At 46.1% G+C, this 18,960-nt stretch carries 2 protein-coding genes; both read right to left on the minus strand.

The window, feature by feature from the left end:
* Positions 1-297: 297 nt before the first annotated feature.
* A complete protein-coding gene (locus IPO27_09990; GenBank protein ID MBK8846840.1) occupies positions 298-7,839 on the minus strand; it encodes a T9SS type A sorting domain-containing protein in 7,542 nt (2,513 codons plus the stop codon).
* A complete protein-coding gene (locus tag IPO27_09995; protein ID MBK8846841.1) occupies positions 7,785-18,893 on the minus strand; it encodes a hypothetical protein in 11,109 nt (3,702 codons plus the stop codon). Before IPO27_09995 ends, IPO27_09990 begins: the two co-directional genes overlap by 55 nt.
* Between the last annotated feature and the right edge of the window lie 67 nt (positions 18,894-18,960).

Here is an 18,960-nt window from a genome sequence, read left to right on the forward strand (position 1 = left end):
TGGTCGGTAAGCCTTATGAGTAAAGGATTTGCTTGATTTAGCCCTTGTAATATTTTCACCTGCATAGCAGTTGAGTTTTTTTGTGTATATCATAATGATATCAACGGTTTTAAGCCAAACCTGTATATAAATAAACTCTACTGTCTATTTGTGGTTAAACCGATCAGGCTTACTCCTATTTCGAAAGTTTTTTTAGCTAACCTCTCCCACTCCACTAAAAAACAAGCCGCCCCGGAGTTATCCGGGGCGGCCATGTTGAGGTACTATTCTTCTGGAAGATAGGTTCTTCCAGTTACTTTATCTTACAATCATACGTACCGTTTCTGTTAAGCCGTCAACCTGTACATTAACCAGGTACATGCCATCACTTAACTTGCTGATGTCATACGTACGGGTATTTACTCCTTCAAAGGCTGCCTCTTCGGTCATAAATACTACTCTTCCGATTGCATCGTATACGCGCACTGTTACTTTTCCTTCTGCCACTGCACTAAAGCTGATGTTCATCACGCCATTAGTTGGGTTTGGATATAGATTTACCAAGCCCGTTGTTGACGTAATTCCATCGGCTGCTTTGGGTGGTGCAGGACAACTAAACATGCCTACTGTGCTGCCCGGTGAACCTCCCGCATATGCATTCACTGTATTCCATACTGCCGTGCTGCATTGTGCTGTGGTGAAGCCTGGAGTGGAACATCCGCCTAAGCGCTCGTTTGCTTTATTCAATATCTGTGTCACGGTCATGCCTGTAAACGGTGCGGGGCCATTATAGATCAAGTTACCCAAGGTTACCGTTGGCAATGGTGCAAAGTTTGGATCGTAAGCATCAAATACTACCGCCATCTTTAAGCTCACTACCAAGGCAGCAAATGAACTGTTAAACGTTCCGCTGGTTGGGTTGGTAAGATTGCTGGTCAATACGGTTGCTCCACCTGTCAGTGGCTGACCCAACAAGAAGTTGCGAACTGCCGTTGAGTTGGTAAGTGACAACGTCTTACTTACACCACATCCTCCGCCTACTACCAGACTCGCTGGGAACGCTGCCGGGAAGTGATTTACAAGATACGTACCTATATTATTACCAGAAGGTGCTACACTCCATTGTGCCGGGAACTCGGTATGGAACAATGTTGGTGAACATAGATAGTTTGGTTGGGTAATAGTCACACTTGCAAAGGCTACACAGCCTCCCGCATCGGTTACCGTCACCTGATAGTTTCCTGCTGTTAAGCCGGTCACATCTTGGGTGGTTTTTACAGGTATCGTATTCCACTGATAGGTGTATGGGCTGGTGCCGCCTGCTACGCTGATATACGCTGCTCCGTCATTGCCACCAAAGCTGGTAGCATTCCTGGTGCTGTCTACCACTACGGCTACTGTAACCGGTGTTATTACTGCACAACTGCTGCTGGCACTGCATCCATTTGCATCTGTTACCGTTACCGTATAGGTTCCTGCAGGTAATCCGGTTATGGTGCTGCTGCTTGCAAAGGTATTCCATGTGTAGATGTATGGGGCCGTGCCTCCTGCTACTGCCACACTCGATGAGCCATTGGCGCCACCGCTGCAACTTGTATTGGTGCATGACTGTGATAATACCAATGGGTTAGGTCCTACCAATACTACACACAAGGTGATGGTACATCCATTGGCATCTGTTACCGTTACCGTATGTGATCCAGCTGCAAGGCCAGTACGGTCTTCGGTAGTTGCTCCGCCTGTCCATATGTAGGTATATGGGGCGGTACCGCCTGTTACCGTTATGTTGATGCTGCCATTGGTGCTGCCATTACATGTTGGATTTACATGCGTTTCAGTGATGTTAAGACCATTTACAGGTGCTGTTACCACATAGCTTGCTGTGGCCGTACATCCGTTTGCGTCTGTTACCGTCACCGTATACGTGCCTGCCATTAAGCCCGTGGCTGTTACCGTTGTTTGACCATTGCTCCAGCTATAGCTATATGGGCTTACGCCTCCCATAGCCGCGGCCGTAGCCGTGCCATTGTTATTTCCGCTACAGTTTACATTGGTGCCACTGGCTGTAGCTGTCAATGCTGCCGGCTCCGTTAAGGTTATGCTTACCGTTTGGGTACATACTCCATTGCTTACTGTTACCGTATATGTGCCTGCTCCTACGCCCATCAAGTCTTCGGTTGTTGCTCCGCTACTCCAGGTATAGGTATACGCGCCTTGTGGGTTGGTGGTCAGGTTTATGCTGCCATCAAGACCTCCGTTGCAACGGATGTTGACCCCGCCTGCATACGTTGGACTGTTTAGGGTTGCCGTAAACGTGCCTCCGCCTACTTTCACACATACACTTACTACACATCCATTGGCATCGGTTACTTGTACAAAGTTGTTGCCTGAACATAAGTTGGTACCTGTTTGGGTGGTCTGTCCATTGCTCCACCGATAACTGTAAGGGGCTGTGCCTCCTGTCATAGTCACTGTGCCCGTACCATCGCACAATCCACAATTGGCATCGGTGCTGCTGGTGCTTATCGTATCTAATACTGCCGGCTGCGTGATCTCGATGCTGGCCGTGGCCATGCATCCGTTAACATCTGTTACCGTTACTGTATATGTTCCAACTCCAAGGTTAGCGGTCATGCTCTGGCTTGCTCCGTTGTTCCATGCATAGCTGTATGGCGCAACGCCTCCCGTAGTTACTACACTGGCACTGCCATTGCTCTGGCCATTGCAACTTACATTGATACCACTTGCTGTGGCAACCATGATGGCCGGCTCGGTAATTTGAGCGCTATCAAGTTTTGTACAGCCATTGCTGTCGGTTACCGTTACATAATACCATCCGGCAAGGGCCGTGATGCTCGTGTTTAAGCTATCGATCGTATCGCCAGGGGCATTGGTCCATACATAACCATATGGGGCGCTGCCGCCATTCAGGTTAGTGATGCTGATGCTGCCATTGCCACCATTACATAATGCATTGGTTACTTGTAAGCTATACTGGATTGCTGCTGCCTGTCCTACCATTGCTGTGCATGTGGTGGTACATCCACTGGCATCCGTTATTAATACGGTATATACGCCTGCTACTAAGCCGGTGTTGATGCCATTGGTGCCGCCATTGCTCCACTGATATACATATGGTGGGGTGCCGCCAAATACATTTACCGTTGCTGTTCCTACTGCCTGACCACAAGATGTTGGGGTGCAGGTAGTGTTGCAGTTAAGGGCTGCACTTTGGGTCAGGATAATTGCTGCCTGAAGGCTACAGCCTAAGCCATCGGTTACGGTTACATATACTGTTCCTGAACTTAAGCCGGTGGCTGTTTGCGTGGTTTGGCCATTGCTCCATAAATAGCTGTAAGGGGCTGTGCCACCTGCAGGGTTCATCGTGGCTGTGCCATTGTTGCTACCCTGGCATACCGCTCCTCCGGTGCTAAAGCTATAGATTAATGGTAATGGATCGTTTACTGTTACCGTGCACTGGCTGCTGCAGCCATCGCTATCAAATACGGTTACTGTATATGTTCCTGCTCCCATGCCCGTAGCTGTCAGCGTGGTTTGTGCCGGAGCTGTGTTCCAGATTACATTATATACTCCATTGCCGCCTCCGGGTACTACTGTGGCCTGGCCATTCTGATAGCCACTGCAACTTACACTCTGCGTAACGCTGGCTGTGCATGTTACCGGAGTTGGTGCTCCTATAACTGCCGTGGCCGATATCGGTCCGCATCCATTAGCATCGTTTACTGTTACTGTATATGATCCTGCTGCAAGGCCGCTGATGGCACTTGTGGTTGCTCCGTTGCTCCACAAATAGGTATAAGGTGGGGTACCTCCGCCTACTACTGCCATGGCTGTGCCGGTTGGGTTTACACAACTTACATTCGTGTTGCTCGTACCTACCGATAAGGCCGTAGGTTCTGTTATCGTTACCGTGCAGGTGCTCGTACAGCCTGCTCCATCGGTTACCGTGGCAGTATACGTTCCTGCGCCCAGGCCCGTGGCAGTTTGCATGGTCTGACCATTGCTCCATGCATACGTGTATAGTCCTGTGCCGCCTGTACCATTTACAGTCGCGCTGCCGGTAGTTAATCCATTGCACGTTACATTTACTTGCGTAATGCCACATGCTAAGGCCGATGGCTGGTTGACAACAAAGCAATACGTTACACTACAACCCGCACTATCCGTTACCGTTGCATAATATACACCTGCTGTTACGGTAGCTGTATTGGTAGTGTTGCCACCATCATGACTCCAGCTATACGTATACGTGCCGCTGCCTCCTGTTGGACTAACCAACAATACACTCGTGCCTCCGTGGCAGGCGATAGTCGTTTGGCTAGGGTTAACTACAATTGCGCTTGCAGTAGTAAGTACATATACATTGCTTGCAGTACATCCGTTGTTGTCAGTTACCGTTACTGTATAGGTGCCCGCTGTTAGGCCGCTTATCGTGGCACTATTCTGTCCGTTGCTCCATGCATACGTGTAAGGCGCTGTGCCTCCGCTTACGCTTGCTGTGGCGCTGCCTGTATTCTGGCCATTACATGCCACATCCGTTTGGGTGGGCGTAATTACGATGGCTGCAGGCTCGGTAATCGTTACATTGGCAGTGATGGTACATCCATTGGCATCAGTAATCGTTACCGTATACGTGCCCGCTGCAAGACCGCTCACATTCTTCGTGGTGCTGCCATTGCTCCATGCATAGCTATATCCTGGCGTTCCGCCTACTACATTTATTGCTGCACTGCCGGTGCTGGCGCCATTACATTTTACATTCACCTGGCTCGTGCCGGTGATCATCGCACTTGGCTCTACTATCTCTATTTCTATCGAATCAACACAGCCTGATGCGTCTGTTACTGTTACCGTATAGGTGCCTGATGCAAGGCCGGTGGCCGTAGCATCAGTTTGTCCATTGCTCCATAAATACGTGTAAGGCGATGGGGCTACGGTGGCTACTACCGTGGCTGTACCACTCGTGCCTGCATTACACAATGCATCCGTGCCGCTGATGTTTAATACTAAGCCGCCCGGTTGGGTAATGGTTACACTTGCTGTTGCCGTACATCCATTGGCGTCTGTTACCGTTACGATATATCCGCCTGCTACCAGACCGATTGCCACGTCTGTGGTCTGGCCATCGCTCCATAAGTATGTATATCCCGGTGTGCCTCCTGCGCCTAGCGCTGTAGCACTTGCTGTGCCACCGCCTGTACAACTAATTGGTACTACCGTTGGGATACTTGCCGTAACCGGATTGGCCGGCTCTGTGATTTCTATACTTGCCGTATATGTACATCCTTGTGCATCGGTAACCGTTACTGTATAGGTACCTGCCATTAAGCCTGTGGCAGTCATACTGCCCTGCGTTGGTACCGTATTCCAGCTGATGCTGTAAGGTGCTGTGCCGCCTGCAATGCCGCTAATAGTTGCGCTGCCGTTATTGCCTCCATTACATAATACATTTACTCCTGTTAATGGACTAGCGGTAAGCGTACTACCGGCATTGATTACAATGCCTGTTACCTGCACGGTACATCCATTGGCATCCGTTACTGTTACACTATACGTACCTGCTGCTAATGCTGAGGCCGTTGCTGTTGTTTGACCATCGCTCCACAAATAGCTGTAAGGCATGGTGCCTCCGCTTGCTGTTACTGTGGCGGTGCCCGTTGATGGGGCACACACAGGTTGCGTGGTGCTAAACGTTGCTGCTAAGGCCGTTGGCTGGGTTACTGTTACACTCGCAGTCTTGGTACATCCATTAGCGTCTGTAACTATTACCGTATAGGTTCCTGCTGTTAAGCCGGTTGCTGTGGTGGTAGTTTGTGCTACCCCTGTATTCCATAAGTAAGTGTATGGGCTTGTGCCTCCGGTTACACCACTTATGGTGGCCGTGCCATCGTTACCTCCATTACAACTTACCGCTGTGCTGGTCAATGGATCGCAGGTAATTGCTGCCGGCTGAGTTAACGTCACACTGCAACTGGTTGTACAGTTGTTCTTGTCTTTTACGATCACCGTATACGTGCCTGCTCCTATATTGTTTACTATCGCGGTAGTGGCTACCGGTACGGTATTCCAGGTATATGTGTAACCTGGCGTGCCGCCTGTTACCGTTACACCTATCTTGCCCGTGGTGGCCCCGTTACATGCTATGGTCTGCAGTACATTGGCAGTGCAGGTTAATACCGATGGCTGGCTCAACGTTACGCTGCCTGTCTTGGTACATCCATTGGCATCGGTTACTGTTACTGTATACGTTCCCGCTGCTAAGCCGGTGGCTGCTGCGGTGGTCTGTCCGTTGCTCCAGGCATACGTGTATGGCGTCATTCCCCCTGTTACACTTGCGGTGGCCTGGCCATTGGTGGCTCCAAAACACTTCGGATTCTTAGGACTCATGCTTACAATCATGCCCGATGGCTGTGTAATGATTGCTACTGCATTCAGAATACATCCTCGTTTATCTTTTACCGTTACACTGTATGCTCCGGCTGCAAGGCCTGTTATATCTTGTGTGGTAGCTCCCGTACTCCATAAGTACGTATAGGCTGGTGTGCCGCCTGTTACCGTTAAGTCGATGGCGCCATTGCTGCCACCATTACAACTTACATTGGTTACGCTGTATATGGCAAGCATTGCACTTGGTTGGGTAATGGTAACACTTAAGGTCTTGGTACATCCGCCTGCGTCTGTTACTGTTACGGTATATGTTCCTGCTGCAAGGCCTATTACAAACTTCGTTGTTTTTCCATTGCTCCATGCATAACTATAAGGTGCGGTTCCGCCTGATGGCACTACCGTTATGGTTCCGTTGCTACCGCCATGGCAACTTACATTGGTCTTCTTGCTCGTTACATTCAAGGCCGGTGGCGCTGTTAAGGTAACGCTCGCGGTGCCGATACAGCCATTCGCATCTGTCACTGTTACGGTATAGGTTCCTACGCCTAAGCCGGTGGCGATGCTGTTGGTTTGAACTGGTACCGTATTCCAACTATAGGTATAAGGGCCCGTGCCGCCTATGGTCATCGATGTGGCCGAACCACTAGTGGCCCCATTACATGCCGGATTGGTACCGTTTACAAATACGAACAATTGGTTTGGTTGCGTTACCGTGGCCGTGCCCACTTTGGTACAGCCGTTGGCATCCGTTATGGTTACCGTATACGTTCCTGCTGTTAAATTGTTAATCGTTTGTGTTAATGCGCCATTGCTCCATACATAACTATAAGGAGCTGTGCCACCCAATGGTTGTGCGGTTACACTGCCATTGCTGCCACCAAAGCAACTTACATTAGTTACACTTGCATTACAAATACATCCTAATGCAGTTGGTTCGGTTATCGTGCCACTTGCACTTAGCGTACATCCGCTGCCGTCTGTTACCGTTACCGTGTAAATACCTGCGCCTAAGCCAAGGATAGATGCGCTGGTGCCACCTGTGCTCCAGCTGTAGCTATAGCTGCCACTACCGCCACTTACGTTGGCGATGATGCTGCCATTGGAGCCTCCGTTACAACTTACGTTGCCAAGACTCAGGTTGATAGCTAGGGCCGCTGCCTGACCTACCGTGTAGCTGCCTGCAGCAATACATCCGTTTGCGTCTGTAACCGTTACACTATATGTGCCTGCGGCTAAGCCTGTTTGATCTTCGCTTGTGCTGCCATTGCTCCATAGTACACTATACGCTGCTGTGCCTCCTGATATGGTCAGGTTGATGGCGCCATTGGTACCGCCATTGCAACTTGCATTGGTAATGGCTCCACTTAAAGTTAGAGCTGCCGAAGGCTGGCTTATCGTTACCGATTGCCCGTGGCCATACAACCCATCGCATCGGTGACTGTTACCGTCCACGTTCCTGCTGTTAAGCCGGTGGCCATCGCGGTGGTTTGTACCGGTACGGTATTCCACTGATAGGTATAAGGTCCTGTGCCGCCTGCTACATTGTTCAGGCATGCCTTACCATCGCTACCGCCAAAACACTTAATGTTATCACATGCTGTTAGGCTAAAGGTGATGGCCGCTGGCTCGCCTACGGTATAGGTACAACTTATGGTACAGCCGTTGGCATCGGTTACCGTTACTGTATAGATGCCCGCACTCAGGTTGTTTACGCTCTGCGTGGTTGCGCCTGTACTCCAACTGTATGTATAAGGTGCGGTGCCTCCGGTTATGTTGCTCGTTATCATTCCATCGCTGCTGCCATTACACATGGCATTGCTTACGCTGCCATCGCATATCAGTGCCGCAGGTTCTGTTATGGTAAACACTACTGCCAGATTACAGCCATTGCTATCGGTAATTAATACCGTATGGGTGCCTGCACTGATGCCTGCAAATATGCCGCTGCTTTGGGCCGCGCCTCCATCAAGGCTATAGTCATAGCCTGCTGCATGCACTCCGCCTCCACTCCATGGTGTACCGCCAAAGGCTGCGATGTTTACACTGCCCGTTTGGCCATTACATAATGGTTGGCTGATGGTCATATTCTTATCCAACATGGTTGGTTCAAAAATATAGAAAGTCATGATCGTATCGCAACCTAAACTGTCTGTTACGGTTAGCGTATACGTGCCTGCTACAAGGTCGCTGTTGATTGCGGTGGTAGCGCCATTGCTCCACTGATATATATATCCCGGGCCAGGTACCGCTCCACTTACATATACCGCTATTTGACCTGTACTGTCGCCATGGCACATGTTTGGCGTGATTACTTTGCCAATGGCAAAGGCTGGGTTTTCTAGTATCTCTACATCGATCATCCGTACACATCCCAAACTATCGGTTATCATAAGGGTATACGTGGTGGCTACTACATTGCTCAGGTCTTCGTCTGTTGATCCGTTGCTCCACAAGAACGTAAATGGGGCCGTGCCATTGGTTACCGTTATATCTATTGCTCCTGTGGCTTCTCCATTACAATCTACATTGGTGATGCTTGTGATTTCTGCATCTACCGTATTGCTATATACACTTATCATGCTGCGTACTCCATCGCATGTTGCATCGGCTACGCTGTCGGCTGATACATAGAAGTTGTAGATCGTATATCCCATGCCATTGGGGCCCGGATTATATACGTCATGAATATCCGGATAGTTGATTGGAATATCATCTAAGTCTCCATATGCTAACGGATTGCTCACACAGGTACTATCATCCCACCAGTTTAATGTGATGCCAGGGTCTACACCATTAGGGAAGGCTGCATCCTGAAGGTTGATGTTGGTACTGTCTAAACATATCCATACAGCTGTATCTGTGCGTGGGGCTGCAGGATAGCTGCATCCGCCTCCGCTGATACTTAAGGTATCTCCATTGCTGTCTAAAAACGTAGCAGTATAGGTATCTCCATCAAAGAAGTAGAACGTTATGTAACTGCTATCGTCTGGTATTACTTCTACGATATCTGCAGTGGTTACAGGAGTGGTCTCTAGCAAGTTATCGCCTGTGCATACCGGGGCTACGCTATTGCTAAAAGGTCGTCCGCTGCCGCTGGTTAACGATACCAGTGTCCATGGGCTGTTGCCTCCAAGCATGCTGATGGTCTCCTGGAACTGTCCATCCGTTGGGCCTGTACGGTTATACTCGTCTTTGTTGTTTACACAAATACATGGGTCAATCAACTCAGGTGGGTTACCATTGTGTAATCCACAGATGGTGCGGCCTAAGGCAATACTGTTTGAACTAATACAAGATGGTGGTGGATATGGGCTGTTAGCATTGGTGATTACATATACTGTATATGTGCCTACTGCTAACCCGCCTATCGTATCTGTATATATCGTATAAATATCTGGTATTAAGTCAAGATCAAAATCATCTAAAATCAAATCTCCATCGGAATCGTATGGACCGCTATAGGATGTGCTGCCTATTACATCTCTGATTGTGTCGCCCATTGTATTTCGCCATATATATCGGAAAGGGGCACCGCCAAATAAATTCTCGGCTCGTAGCTCTCCCGTAAAGTTGGTGCATCCATCTACACTATCCTGATACATAAATATCTTCGTCTCTGGTTCCTGGAAGTTTAAAGTAACTGTGTTTGAAATACCTACACAACTGCCCATAACTGGTGGTAATGTCACCGTCACCGATACTAAACCATTTAAAAGCTCGTTTTGACCTACCACCACCGAATCACTTAATACAGGGCCATTTAAATCATTCCATTCAAACGTTGTTCCCGGAGGATAACCGCCTGCATACGCACCCGTATCTACCGCGTGTACATAATAACTGTCATTGTCATTTACGCATAAGATCGTATCGCCTGGGGTGATGATAGGCTTGGGCAACGGAGTAACATTTACTGTGGAAGTAAACTCCTTTGTACATCCCGTAACTGTGTTGGTAACTGTGCATGAATAAGTAGTAGTTGAAACCGGAAAGGCTTCGGGATCTGCAACAGATGTACTGCTTAAACCAGCCGCAGGGGTCCATGCATAAGAGAATGAACTAGCCGGATTAACATAAGTAATAGCAACACTATCTATTTGTAATCCTAAGCTGGTATTGGCTATACCGTCTACAGTATTGAAATTCCATTGCAATGCAACCGTGCCTCCAATAGCTGAATTAATATTAAATTCAGACGCCAACCAGGTACTGTTGGATCCATTGGTACTAAGCGATGCGGCTTGAGTAAATGCCCCACCATTAATACTTGTTCTAACCGAAGCATTATCAAATCCGGTTGGTGGCACGCCACTTTCTCCATTATAAACAAAACGGAATCTAACTTTAGCCGAAATTGCTGTAGGAGGCATTGCAAACGTTGCGGAGGTTAAATCCCCGGTATTAGTACCTCCGTTATCGAATGTACAAGTACCATCTTGACCATAGTAAGCCCAACGAGTTGGGTTTGGAGGAGTTCCGGTAGGACATGCTGTAGTAACATGCCATAATCCTGTTGCGCTCCATCCACTAGGTAGCAAAGGATTTTCAAAATCAATAAATGCAACGGTTGATGTAGCTCCTGATCCACCAACACCTTGAATACTTAAATTAATATTTGCCGAATCGCCAGAGCAAACTAAGGCAGGGCTAACGGTATTTGATAAGAGTATTGGTGCAGGATTTACATTCACTGTAATCAAGGCAATATTGGAACAACTAGGGTCGCCCAATGTGGCATCACTACCAAATACGGTATAGGTAGTGGTAACTAAAGGGGTAGCAACAACCGATGAACCGGTAGTTGCGCTTAGTCCTGTTGCCGGAGCCCATATATAGGTATTATAGTTTGTAACGGTTCCAGCATCAACTGAAAGCGTTGTTGAGCTATTCTCACAAATTGGATTTATAGAAGCGCTGGCCGTAAGTGCAGGAGGAGGAGTGATAGTAATTATCCATTGTGTACGACCTCCGGTATTAATACATGTGCCATTAGTACGTTCAACATAGAATGTATCGGTGGCTGTTACTAGCGGTGAATATACTTGACCTGTAAATAACAAAGCGCCTCCGATAGAATCACTAAACCATTTTACTGTGTCGGGTGCATCAGAAGTGAATGTTAAAATTGCAGGGCCACAATTAACTGATGGACCGGTAATAACAGGTTTAGTTGGAATTGGTAAAACATTTATGGTAACTGAACTTGTACTTGTACATCCCGAAACATTATTAATAACAGTAACCGTGTAGGTAGTAGTTGTAGCAGGAGTAGCGGTAGGTGCGGAAACAGAAGTGCTGCTTAAGCCTGTTGCCGGTGACCATGCAAATGAGGCTGGGTTTGGTGGACTAAATAGCCAACCCTCATTAGCTGCCGTCCATGCCGCTACAGCATTTCTACCAGGTACAGCAACACCTAATGTGCCGGCTGCATTCTCAATACCTAATGTAGTAATATCACCAGCTCCACAAACGATAGAGGTTACATGCATTTCAATTGTATTAAACGTTTCGTTTAATACAACCATTACGGTAGTAGGTGCACCTGTACCGCCAAACCTAGGTATACCTTGTGACCTTACCACAAACTTACGGAATGGCGCTACGCCATTTGTAAATACATCCGTTGTGCCTGCAGTTTGGTTCCAATCTTCCCAACCATAAGCTAACACATCATTTGGAGTAGTGGCATTTGGCAATAACTGACCTGAGCAACAGCCTGAAAGAGCACTATTTGCGGTAAATGTTAAGAATCCATTTGTGGAAACAGAAACTGCTGTTGGCGTTGTTCCATAATAATTGAAGGCAAAGCCGGGAGGTAACGATATATTTTGCCATGTACCATCATCCGCAGATCCTGCGCTTAGAGGAGTAACCAAGATTCCACCGTTTTGCAATATCGTTGGTGCACCGGTTGGTGTAATTGGGGCAAATGGTATACTTGTAAGAGCATAGTTGCCCGTAATATTAACCCCCGAAACCAAAACAGAACTGTCACCTATGCAAATAGTTGATTTAGTAGGAATGATTCCTGAAATAGGAATTGAATTGCCAATAATAACGGTAATAGATGCTGTGTCCTGACAGCCACTTAAGTTATCAATAGCCAATACGGTATAGGTGGTATTCGCTAAAGGATTGGCATTAACAGATGCTCCTGTAGTTGCGCTTAAGCCTGTAGCAGGCGACCACTCGTATATATAATCAGGATTAACGCTTGAAGCTGTTAACACGGCAGGTCCATTACCATCACAAATTGGATTATTGGTTGCCGAAACGGTTACATCTGGAGAAGGAGTTACAGTAATGATAACTTCGGTTCTTGGTCCTGCACAACCACCATTATATTCTTCAACATAAACCGTATCGGTAGCGCCAACAAAATAAGAAAAAGGTGAACCGGTGCCTAGTTGCGTGCCACCTGTAGGGGCATCAAACCATCTCAAGGTAAATCCACCTAAGGCAGTAGCTGTCAAGTTAACACTTCCAAATCCACAACGTGTAACACCCGAAGCCGTTGGAGCTAAAGGTACAGACAACAAATTAACATTAATGGTATCAATTTTTTGGCATCCGCTTATGGGATCTGTAACTGTCAATATATAAGGATTCATGGTATTAGGTACCAAAGCAGATACGGTTAATACAGGATCTTCGACAGAGGTGGATGATAAGCCTGTGGCTGGTGACCAACTATACAATACATTACCACCTGTAAAGCGAACATTAGGACGATCGTTTTGATTAGGCGCAGCTATAAATGCTCCTGTTATAGCAGCACATGCTGAGGCATTTAATGCATTAAAACTTACTCCAGAGGTTGGAGAAGTGGCAACGATGTCAAAAAAGCCCGCAATATTATGTATAAAGCACTGATCTATTAAAACGTTGCTTACGCCATCCCATAAAAACGGAGTATTAAATACATAAGTATTCCAACCAAGTGTGCTGGTAATGGCAGGATTATTAAACACTGGAGTTAAACCGGTAGTAATATGAGCGGTGCTAGGAAATGCTGCGGGAATAAGACCATCTGCACGCATGCTCATGGTAATATTATACGTGGTAGTAGTTAACTTATTAACTACAAAGTACGCCAGAGAGGTAATGTTAGTAGGTCCTATTAACCCGGCTGCATTTAAATCAGCCGCGGTGAAAATCATTTGTGACCTCTGAGTGGTGTTTCCACCATATACTTGCCCATTTATAAAATTAGGATTAAAACGATTACCAACAGGCACCACACTTGACTTAGCAGCTGTAGAATTAAATGTTAAATCGGGGCTGGAGGTACAAACGGTCGTATCGGTATAACTAAGCAATAAGGATGGACTAGGATTTACCGTTAAATTGATGGTTGCTATGTTGTTACATCCACTTACCGAATTATTCATTACAACGGTATAAATTGTTGAGCTCAATACATTGGTAACAACAACCGAGCTTCCTGTGGTCGCACTTAAGCCGGTTGCAGGACTCCATGTAAACCCATCATAACCACTCAACGTGCTGTCAATAGCAGTTAAGGTAGTGTTTATGGTATCACAAAACGATAAACCACCCGAAGAGGCTATGCCACCAGCTGGCGGTGTAGTTACCGTATAATTTACTATGGTAGGAGGCCCTGCACAAGGTGCCGAAACATCCCAATTATAGAACAATCCATTAAAGCCTACAGGGAAGCACGGGTTACTCACATTACCGAAACATGTAACCGTAATTTTACCGGGAATGGTAGAAGGTAATGTAGAGGTATTACTAACATTTAAGTTCGGATTCAAAATTGGCTGTAATCTCCAGCTACCTTGTGGTACATATAAACCCAAATTAATTGTTTGTAATGCGGTTACCCCACCTGCAGATAAGAAGAAGGTATCTAACACCGAAACTATCTGACCTAAATTATTTACCAATGCAATTACCAAAGGAGCGTTACTTACAGGTGCATTGGTAGATACTTGTACTGAATTAATTATAACCCCCTCGGCAGCTGTCACTGTGAAATTCATAAATGAGGCATTATCAGGGAAAAATCCAGCACTGGTACCAATATTATTATTCATGAGAACAGGAGCTATTGGAGGTACTTCCCTTACATAATAAGAACCGGAAGTAGTTACATATGGGTTAAAGGTCGGACCTACAGCTAGTATTTGTCCTCCAATGGTATCGGTCCATATTAACACATTATTTATATCTCCAGCGGTAGCTGAGAGGTTAACGATATCGGGGCCACACACCACATCACCCAATGCAGCTGGAGCTGCAGGAATTGGTGTTGGCGTAAAGTTAACAGTTACCGATGAGGTAGCAGAACAACCCGAACCATTCTCTGTAGCTGTTACTGTATAGGTAGTAGTACCATCAATCTTAACAGTTGGATTTTGTACGGTCGAACTGCTCAATCCGGCCGAAGGGCTCCAACTTACCGATACTGTTGTACCTGCTGTGGCCGTAAATGTAATATTAGGTCTTTGTGAGAATACTGCGTTGGGTGCAGCTGCACATTGTGAAGCATTATCAGCAACAATACTGGTAGTAGAAACAAACGGAGTAATCGTTTGATTAAACGTACAATTATTAGTGAAATTTACATTAAAATGGCATGTATTGACAACGATGCTAGAAACACCATCCCACACAAAAGGCGCGCTGAACACATGAGTATTTATACCAACAACAGGCGTATAAACAACCGGACCAAAAACAGTGGATGGCGTGGCTACTGCCGATCCAGAAGTTAATGCTGTTAAGCCTGTATGGCCTAAGGAAATTGTAAATCCTTCTAAGGGTAAAGTTCCATTCGTGTTAACTACATCAAATTTAATCTCGCTTAAGCTACTACCTGCAGAAAGTCCGGCAGCGCTTAACTCTGATGCACGTATTAGCATCTGCGAACGGTTGCTGTCAAAGAAGTTTCCGTAAGGTGCTGGTTGCGTGGTTGTGCCATTTTGTACCGTGCCGTTACCAATATTTGCATTAACAGTAATAAAGTTACTTGAAACCGCATTGGCATTTAACTGAACTAAGGCGCTGTCGCATTCATCTATCAATATTGTACCTGTAGGAGCAACCGTTGGTGTTGCACCAACTCCTACTGTTACAGTTTTAATTCGGTTACAAGTACCTAAACAGCCATTAATATTTGGAACGGTAACCGGTGTAAAGGTTGTACATTCAACTTGATCCACGTTATTTGTACCTCTTACGCAACCCGAAGCCACCACATTTCCATCGCAGAATACTGTGTAGTTGGTAAAGTTGGTGTTAATGCCGGCTGAAATATCGAAAGTAAAAGGACCATTAGTAGAAAGTACCGGTGCCGATGTTACGTTATTATTTTGATTTGCATAAGGTCCGCCACTTAATATAGTTGTTGATGATGCATCTTTAATTGTCCATGTAATTTCATCCTGAATCGTGTTGCCGTTCGGGCTAAAGCCATTAATATTTACAGTTAAATTGCCTATTTGTTGCGCTGTAACAGTATAGGTAGTTGTAGCAGTAGGTACAGCAGTTACCACTGCACCTGTGCTAGTCACTAAGCCACCTGAAACGGGTGCTGTCCAGGTATACTGATATTGATTTAACTGAGGAATTGATACGTTAGTAGCAGTAAGTGTTACAGTAGTAGGTGGTACCAGTGCAGGGCTGCAAATAAGTGGAATATCAACTGCAGCAGTAATAGTATCCGGATCAACTATATCTACAAATACAGCTGTACGTGGTCCTTCGCAGAAAGGTGCAGCCAAGGTGGTTTCGGAAACATAGAAGGTAGTATCGCTGGCTATTACCGGTGAATAATTTGCACCTGTAAATAAAGCTGTGCCTCCTGAAGCATTGGCATACCACTTAAATGTACCGCCACTGCCCGAAGCAGATAATGATGCTGTACCATTACCGCAAGGTACTGAAACTACTGATGCTGTTGGTGCAACCGGAGGTGCAACTACACTTACAGTAACCGTAGCTGTTGATGTACAACCGGCCAAATTGGTAACGGTAACGGTATAGGGATTTGGACCCGCTGTAGTAGGTGTTGCTATTGGCGATTTTATTGTTGAACTATTTAAATCTCCTGCTGGAGACCATGCAAAGTTTAAGTTTGGATCACCAAATGAATATTGTATGGTACCATTAAAGTTACGTGGGGTATTGCTAAATGCAAATGCACCACCAAAACCGGCACCACCGCAACCTTGTCTTATTGCCAGATTAGCATCATTTGACATTGGAGCATTAAATACCGTTCCGTTGGTATAAGAAACTGAGCCAGCAGAAACCACTACAATACCATAGGTTTGACCTGCAGGAATGGTAATGTTGGTTACCAACCCCGTTATGGGTGAATTGGTACCTTGAGCAACCGTGCCTGTACCTGCCAAAGTCCAGCCAGCACTGCTAGTTAAAGTAGGCCCTGCAAAACCACCAGGCAGATACCAAACCTGAGCGGATGAAGGCAAAACAGTAGTAGAAGTGATAGAAAACCCGGTTAATGTAATGGTATTTGTTGCCACAACATTAAAGGCATTACCACTAGCACCGTTACCCGCTAAAAGCGGGGTAGTTAAACTTCCCGATAAGAAAGTACCTGCATCTAACTGCGAAGTGCCACCTAAGCAAATTGCCGATGGAACAGCAGTAGGAGTTGTGGAAGGATTTGCAGTCACCGTTATGGTAACAGGTGTTCTACCACTTGGGCAAATACCGTTAAAACTCTCTACATAATAGGTAGCTGTAGCGGGGAATGCCAATGTATAAGTAGGCCCTGTATTAACAAGTGTACCCCCAACCGGTAATGTGTACCAGTTTAAGGTTGACAAACCTGATGCAGACAACGTTCCGGTAGTACCGGCACAAATGCCAGCACTTGTTGTAGTTGGATTAGGATCGCCTGCACCTAAATTGGTAATTGACACTGTATTTGTAGAAGTACAACCTGCGCCATCAGTAACCGTCAAGGTGTAAACGGTGGTGCCGATTACCGGTGTGATGGTTGGAGTAAGTATAGTAGTACTTGAAACACCCGTTGATGGTGACCAAGAATAAAAGAGAGGATTAACAATGTTAACATTATAATCTTCTGTTTCGCCAAAGCCATAAGTTCCAACAGGCACAATAGAAGCTGATGTTCCATTTTCAACATTAATTACACGCATGCGGGTTATACCATCTTTAGCTGTAGCAGGAACTGTGAAGTTACCTGCAAAAATATATGGGCCGTTGGTGCCTGCAGGCGTACCTGCAACACGCTCGGCAGGATTTTCCCAAACTCCATTTTGGTTATAGTCAATAAATATGGAACAACCACTGGTAAAGATACCACCGCAGGTTCCAATATTAATTGAAAATGCTATAGTAGCACCTGCATTTAAACTTGGCGCTGCCGGAGCACCTACACCTGAGGTATAGTTAGAATATTGAAATGCAAGCGAACCAGGCCCGGGAGCAACTGCTCCGCAAATTGACGGGTTATTTAATGTGCCTACAGTAACGCCTAATATTTCTTCGTCACTTGTAGAGGTTGCATTACTGGCGCCATAAGCACCACCACCTGATACTGAAGTGATAGTTACACTTTGACCATCGCATATTGAAGCTGAGGTTGGCGCAATAACAACACTTGGACTTTCAGTTACTACAACAGCAGCTGATACACCAAAACAGTTTTCGCCTGAATTATTAACGCGTAAACTGTAAGAGCCTGCAACTGTTGGTGTATAACTTGCCGATGTAGCACCAAAAATTTCTACTCCGTTTAACAACCACTGATAAACAGGTGTTATTGCACTGGTAGTTCCATTAAGTGGCTGCAGTGAACATGGTAATCCTGCAGGTGTTATACTTACCGTAGGAATACCCGATACGCAAGCAGGAACAAGATATGCACCGATATGCTGAGGCAACACACGCGGATTACAATCTAGGTCGTTGGTAATATATCCAGGTATAGCACTACCTGTGCCGTTAAGTAAGACATCGTTAGTTGCATGGAGGTTCGAGTTGTTATTAAAAAACAATGGGTCACCACTTACGTTAGCTGCAGTTACCTGCGTAGCAAAGGCAGCATTAAAGGTAGCTACAGGATTAAAGCCAACCAGCAATGAAGTATTCCATCCTATGAAACCAGAAACACCGGCATCATTAGCAATATACATATCATTTTGATTTACTGTTGTACCGGTGCCTCCAAGCAGCGTTGAAGAGTTGGTATTATAACAATTGTGACGTACGTTTAAACCTGTCTGAGCAGCAGTAAAGTTGGCAAAAATGTTGTTTCTTACATCAAATCTAGGTCCGGTTGTACCTGCTACCTGGAAGCAAGAATTGGAACCGTTTGGCGAACCACTTCCATCAATACTTACACTATTATTATAGATAGCATACGTTGAAGATGTATTTAAAGTACTAACACTATGTATTCCCAACAGTACTCGCACGATGGAGGCAGCGCCTGCATAAGCAGATGATAAACCTGAAACTGAGTTGTTAAACACTCTTATTTCCATTTACCAAGTGTAGTTGCATTGGTCATTTTAATACCCGAAACCTGCACAGTACTGGCACCATCGTTTT

It is taken from the genome of Bacteroidota bacterium (assembly GCA_016714535.1).
GTDB lineage: Bacteria > Bacteroidota > Bacteroidia > AKYH767-A > OLB10 > JADKFV01.

What these genes read in the sequence shown, in the direction of transcription:
- IPO27_09995 (MBK8846841.1), bottom strand. Translation starts at nt 18,893, where the DNA reads ATGGAAATAAGAGTGTTTAACAACTCAGTTTCAGGTTTATCATCTGCT.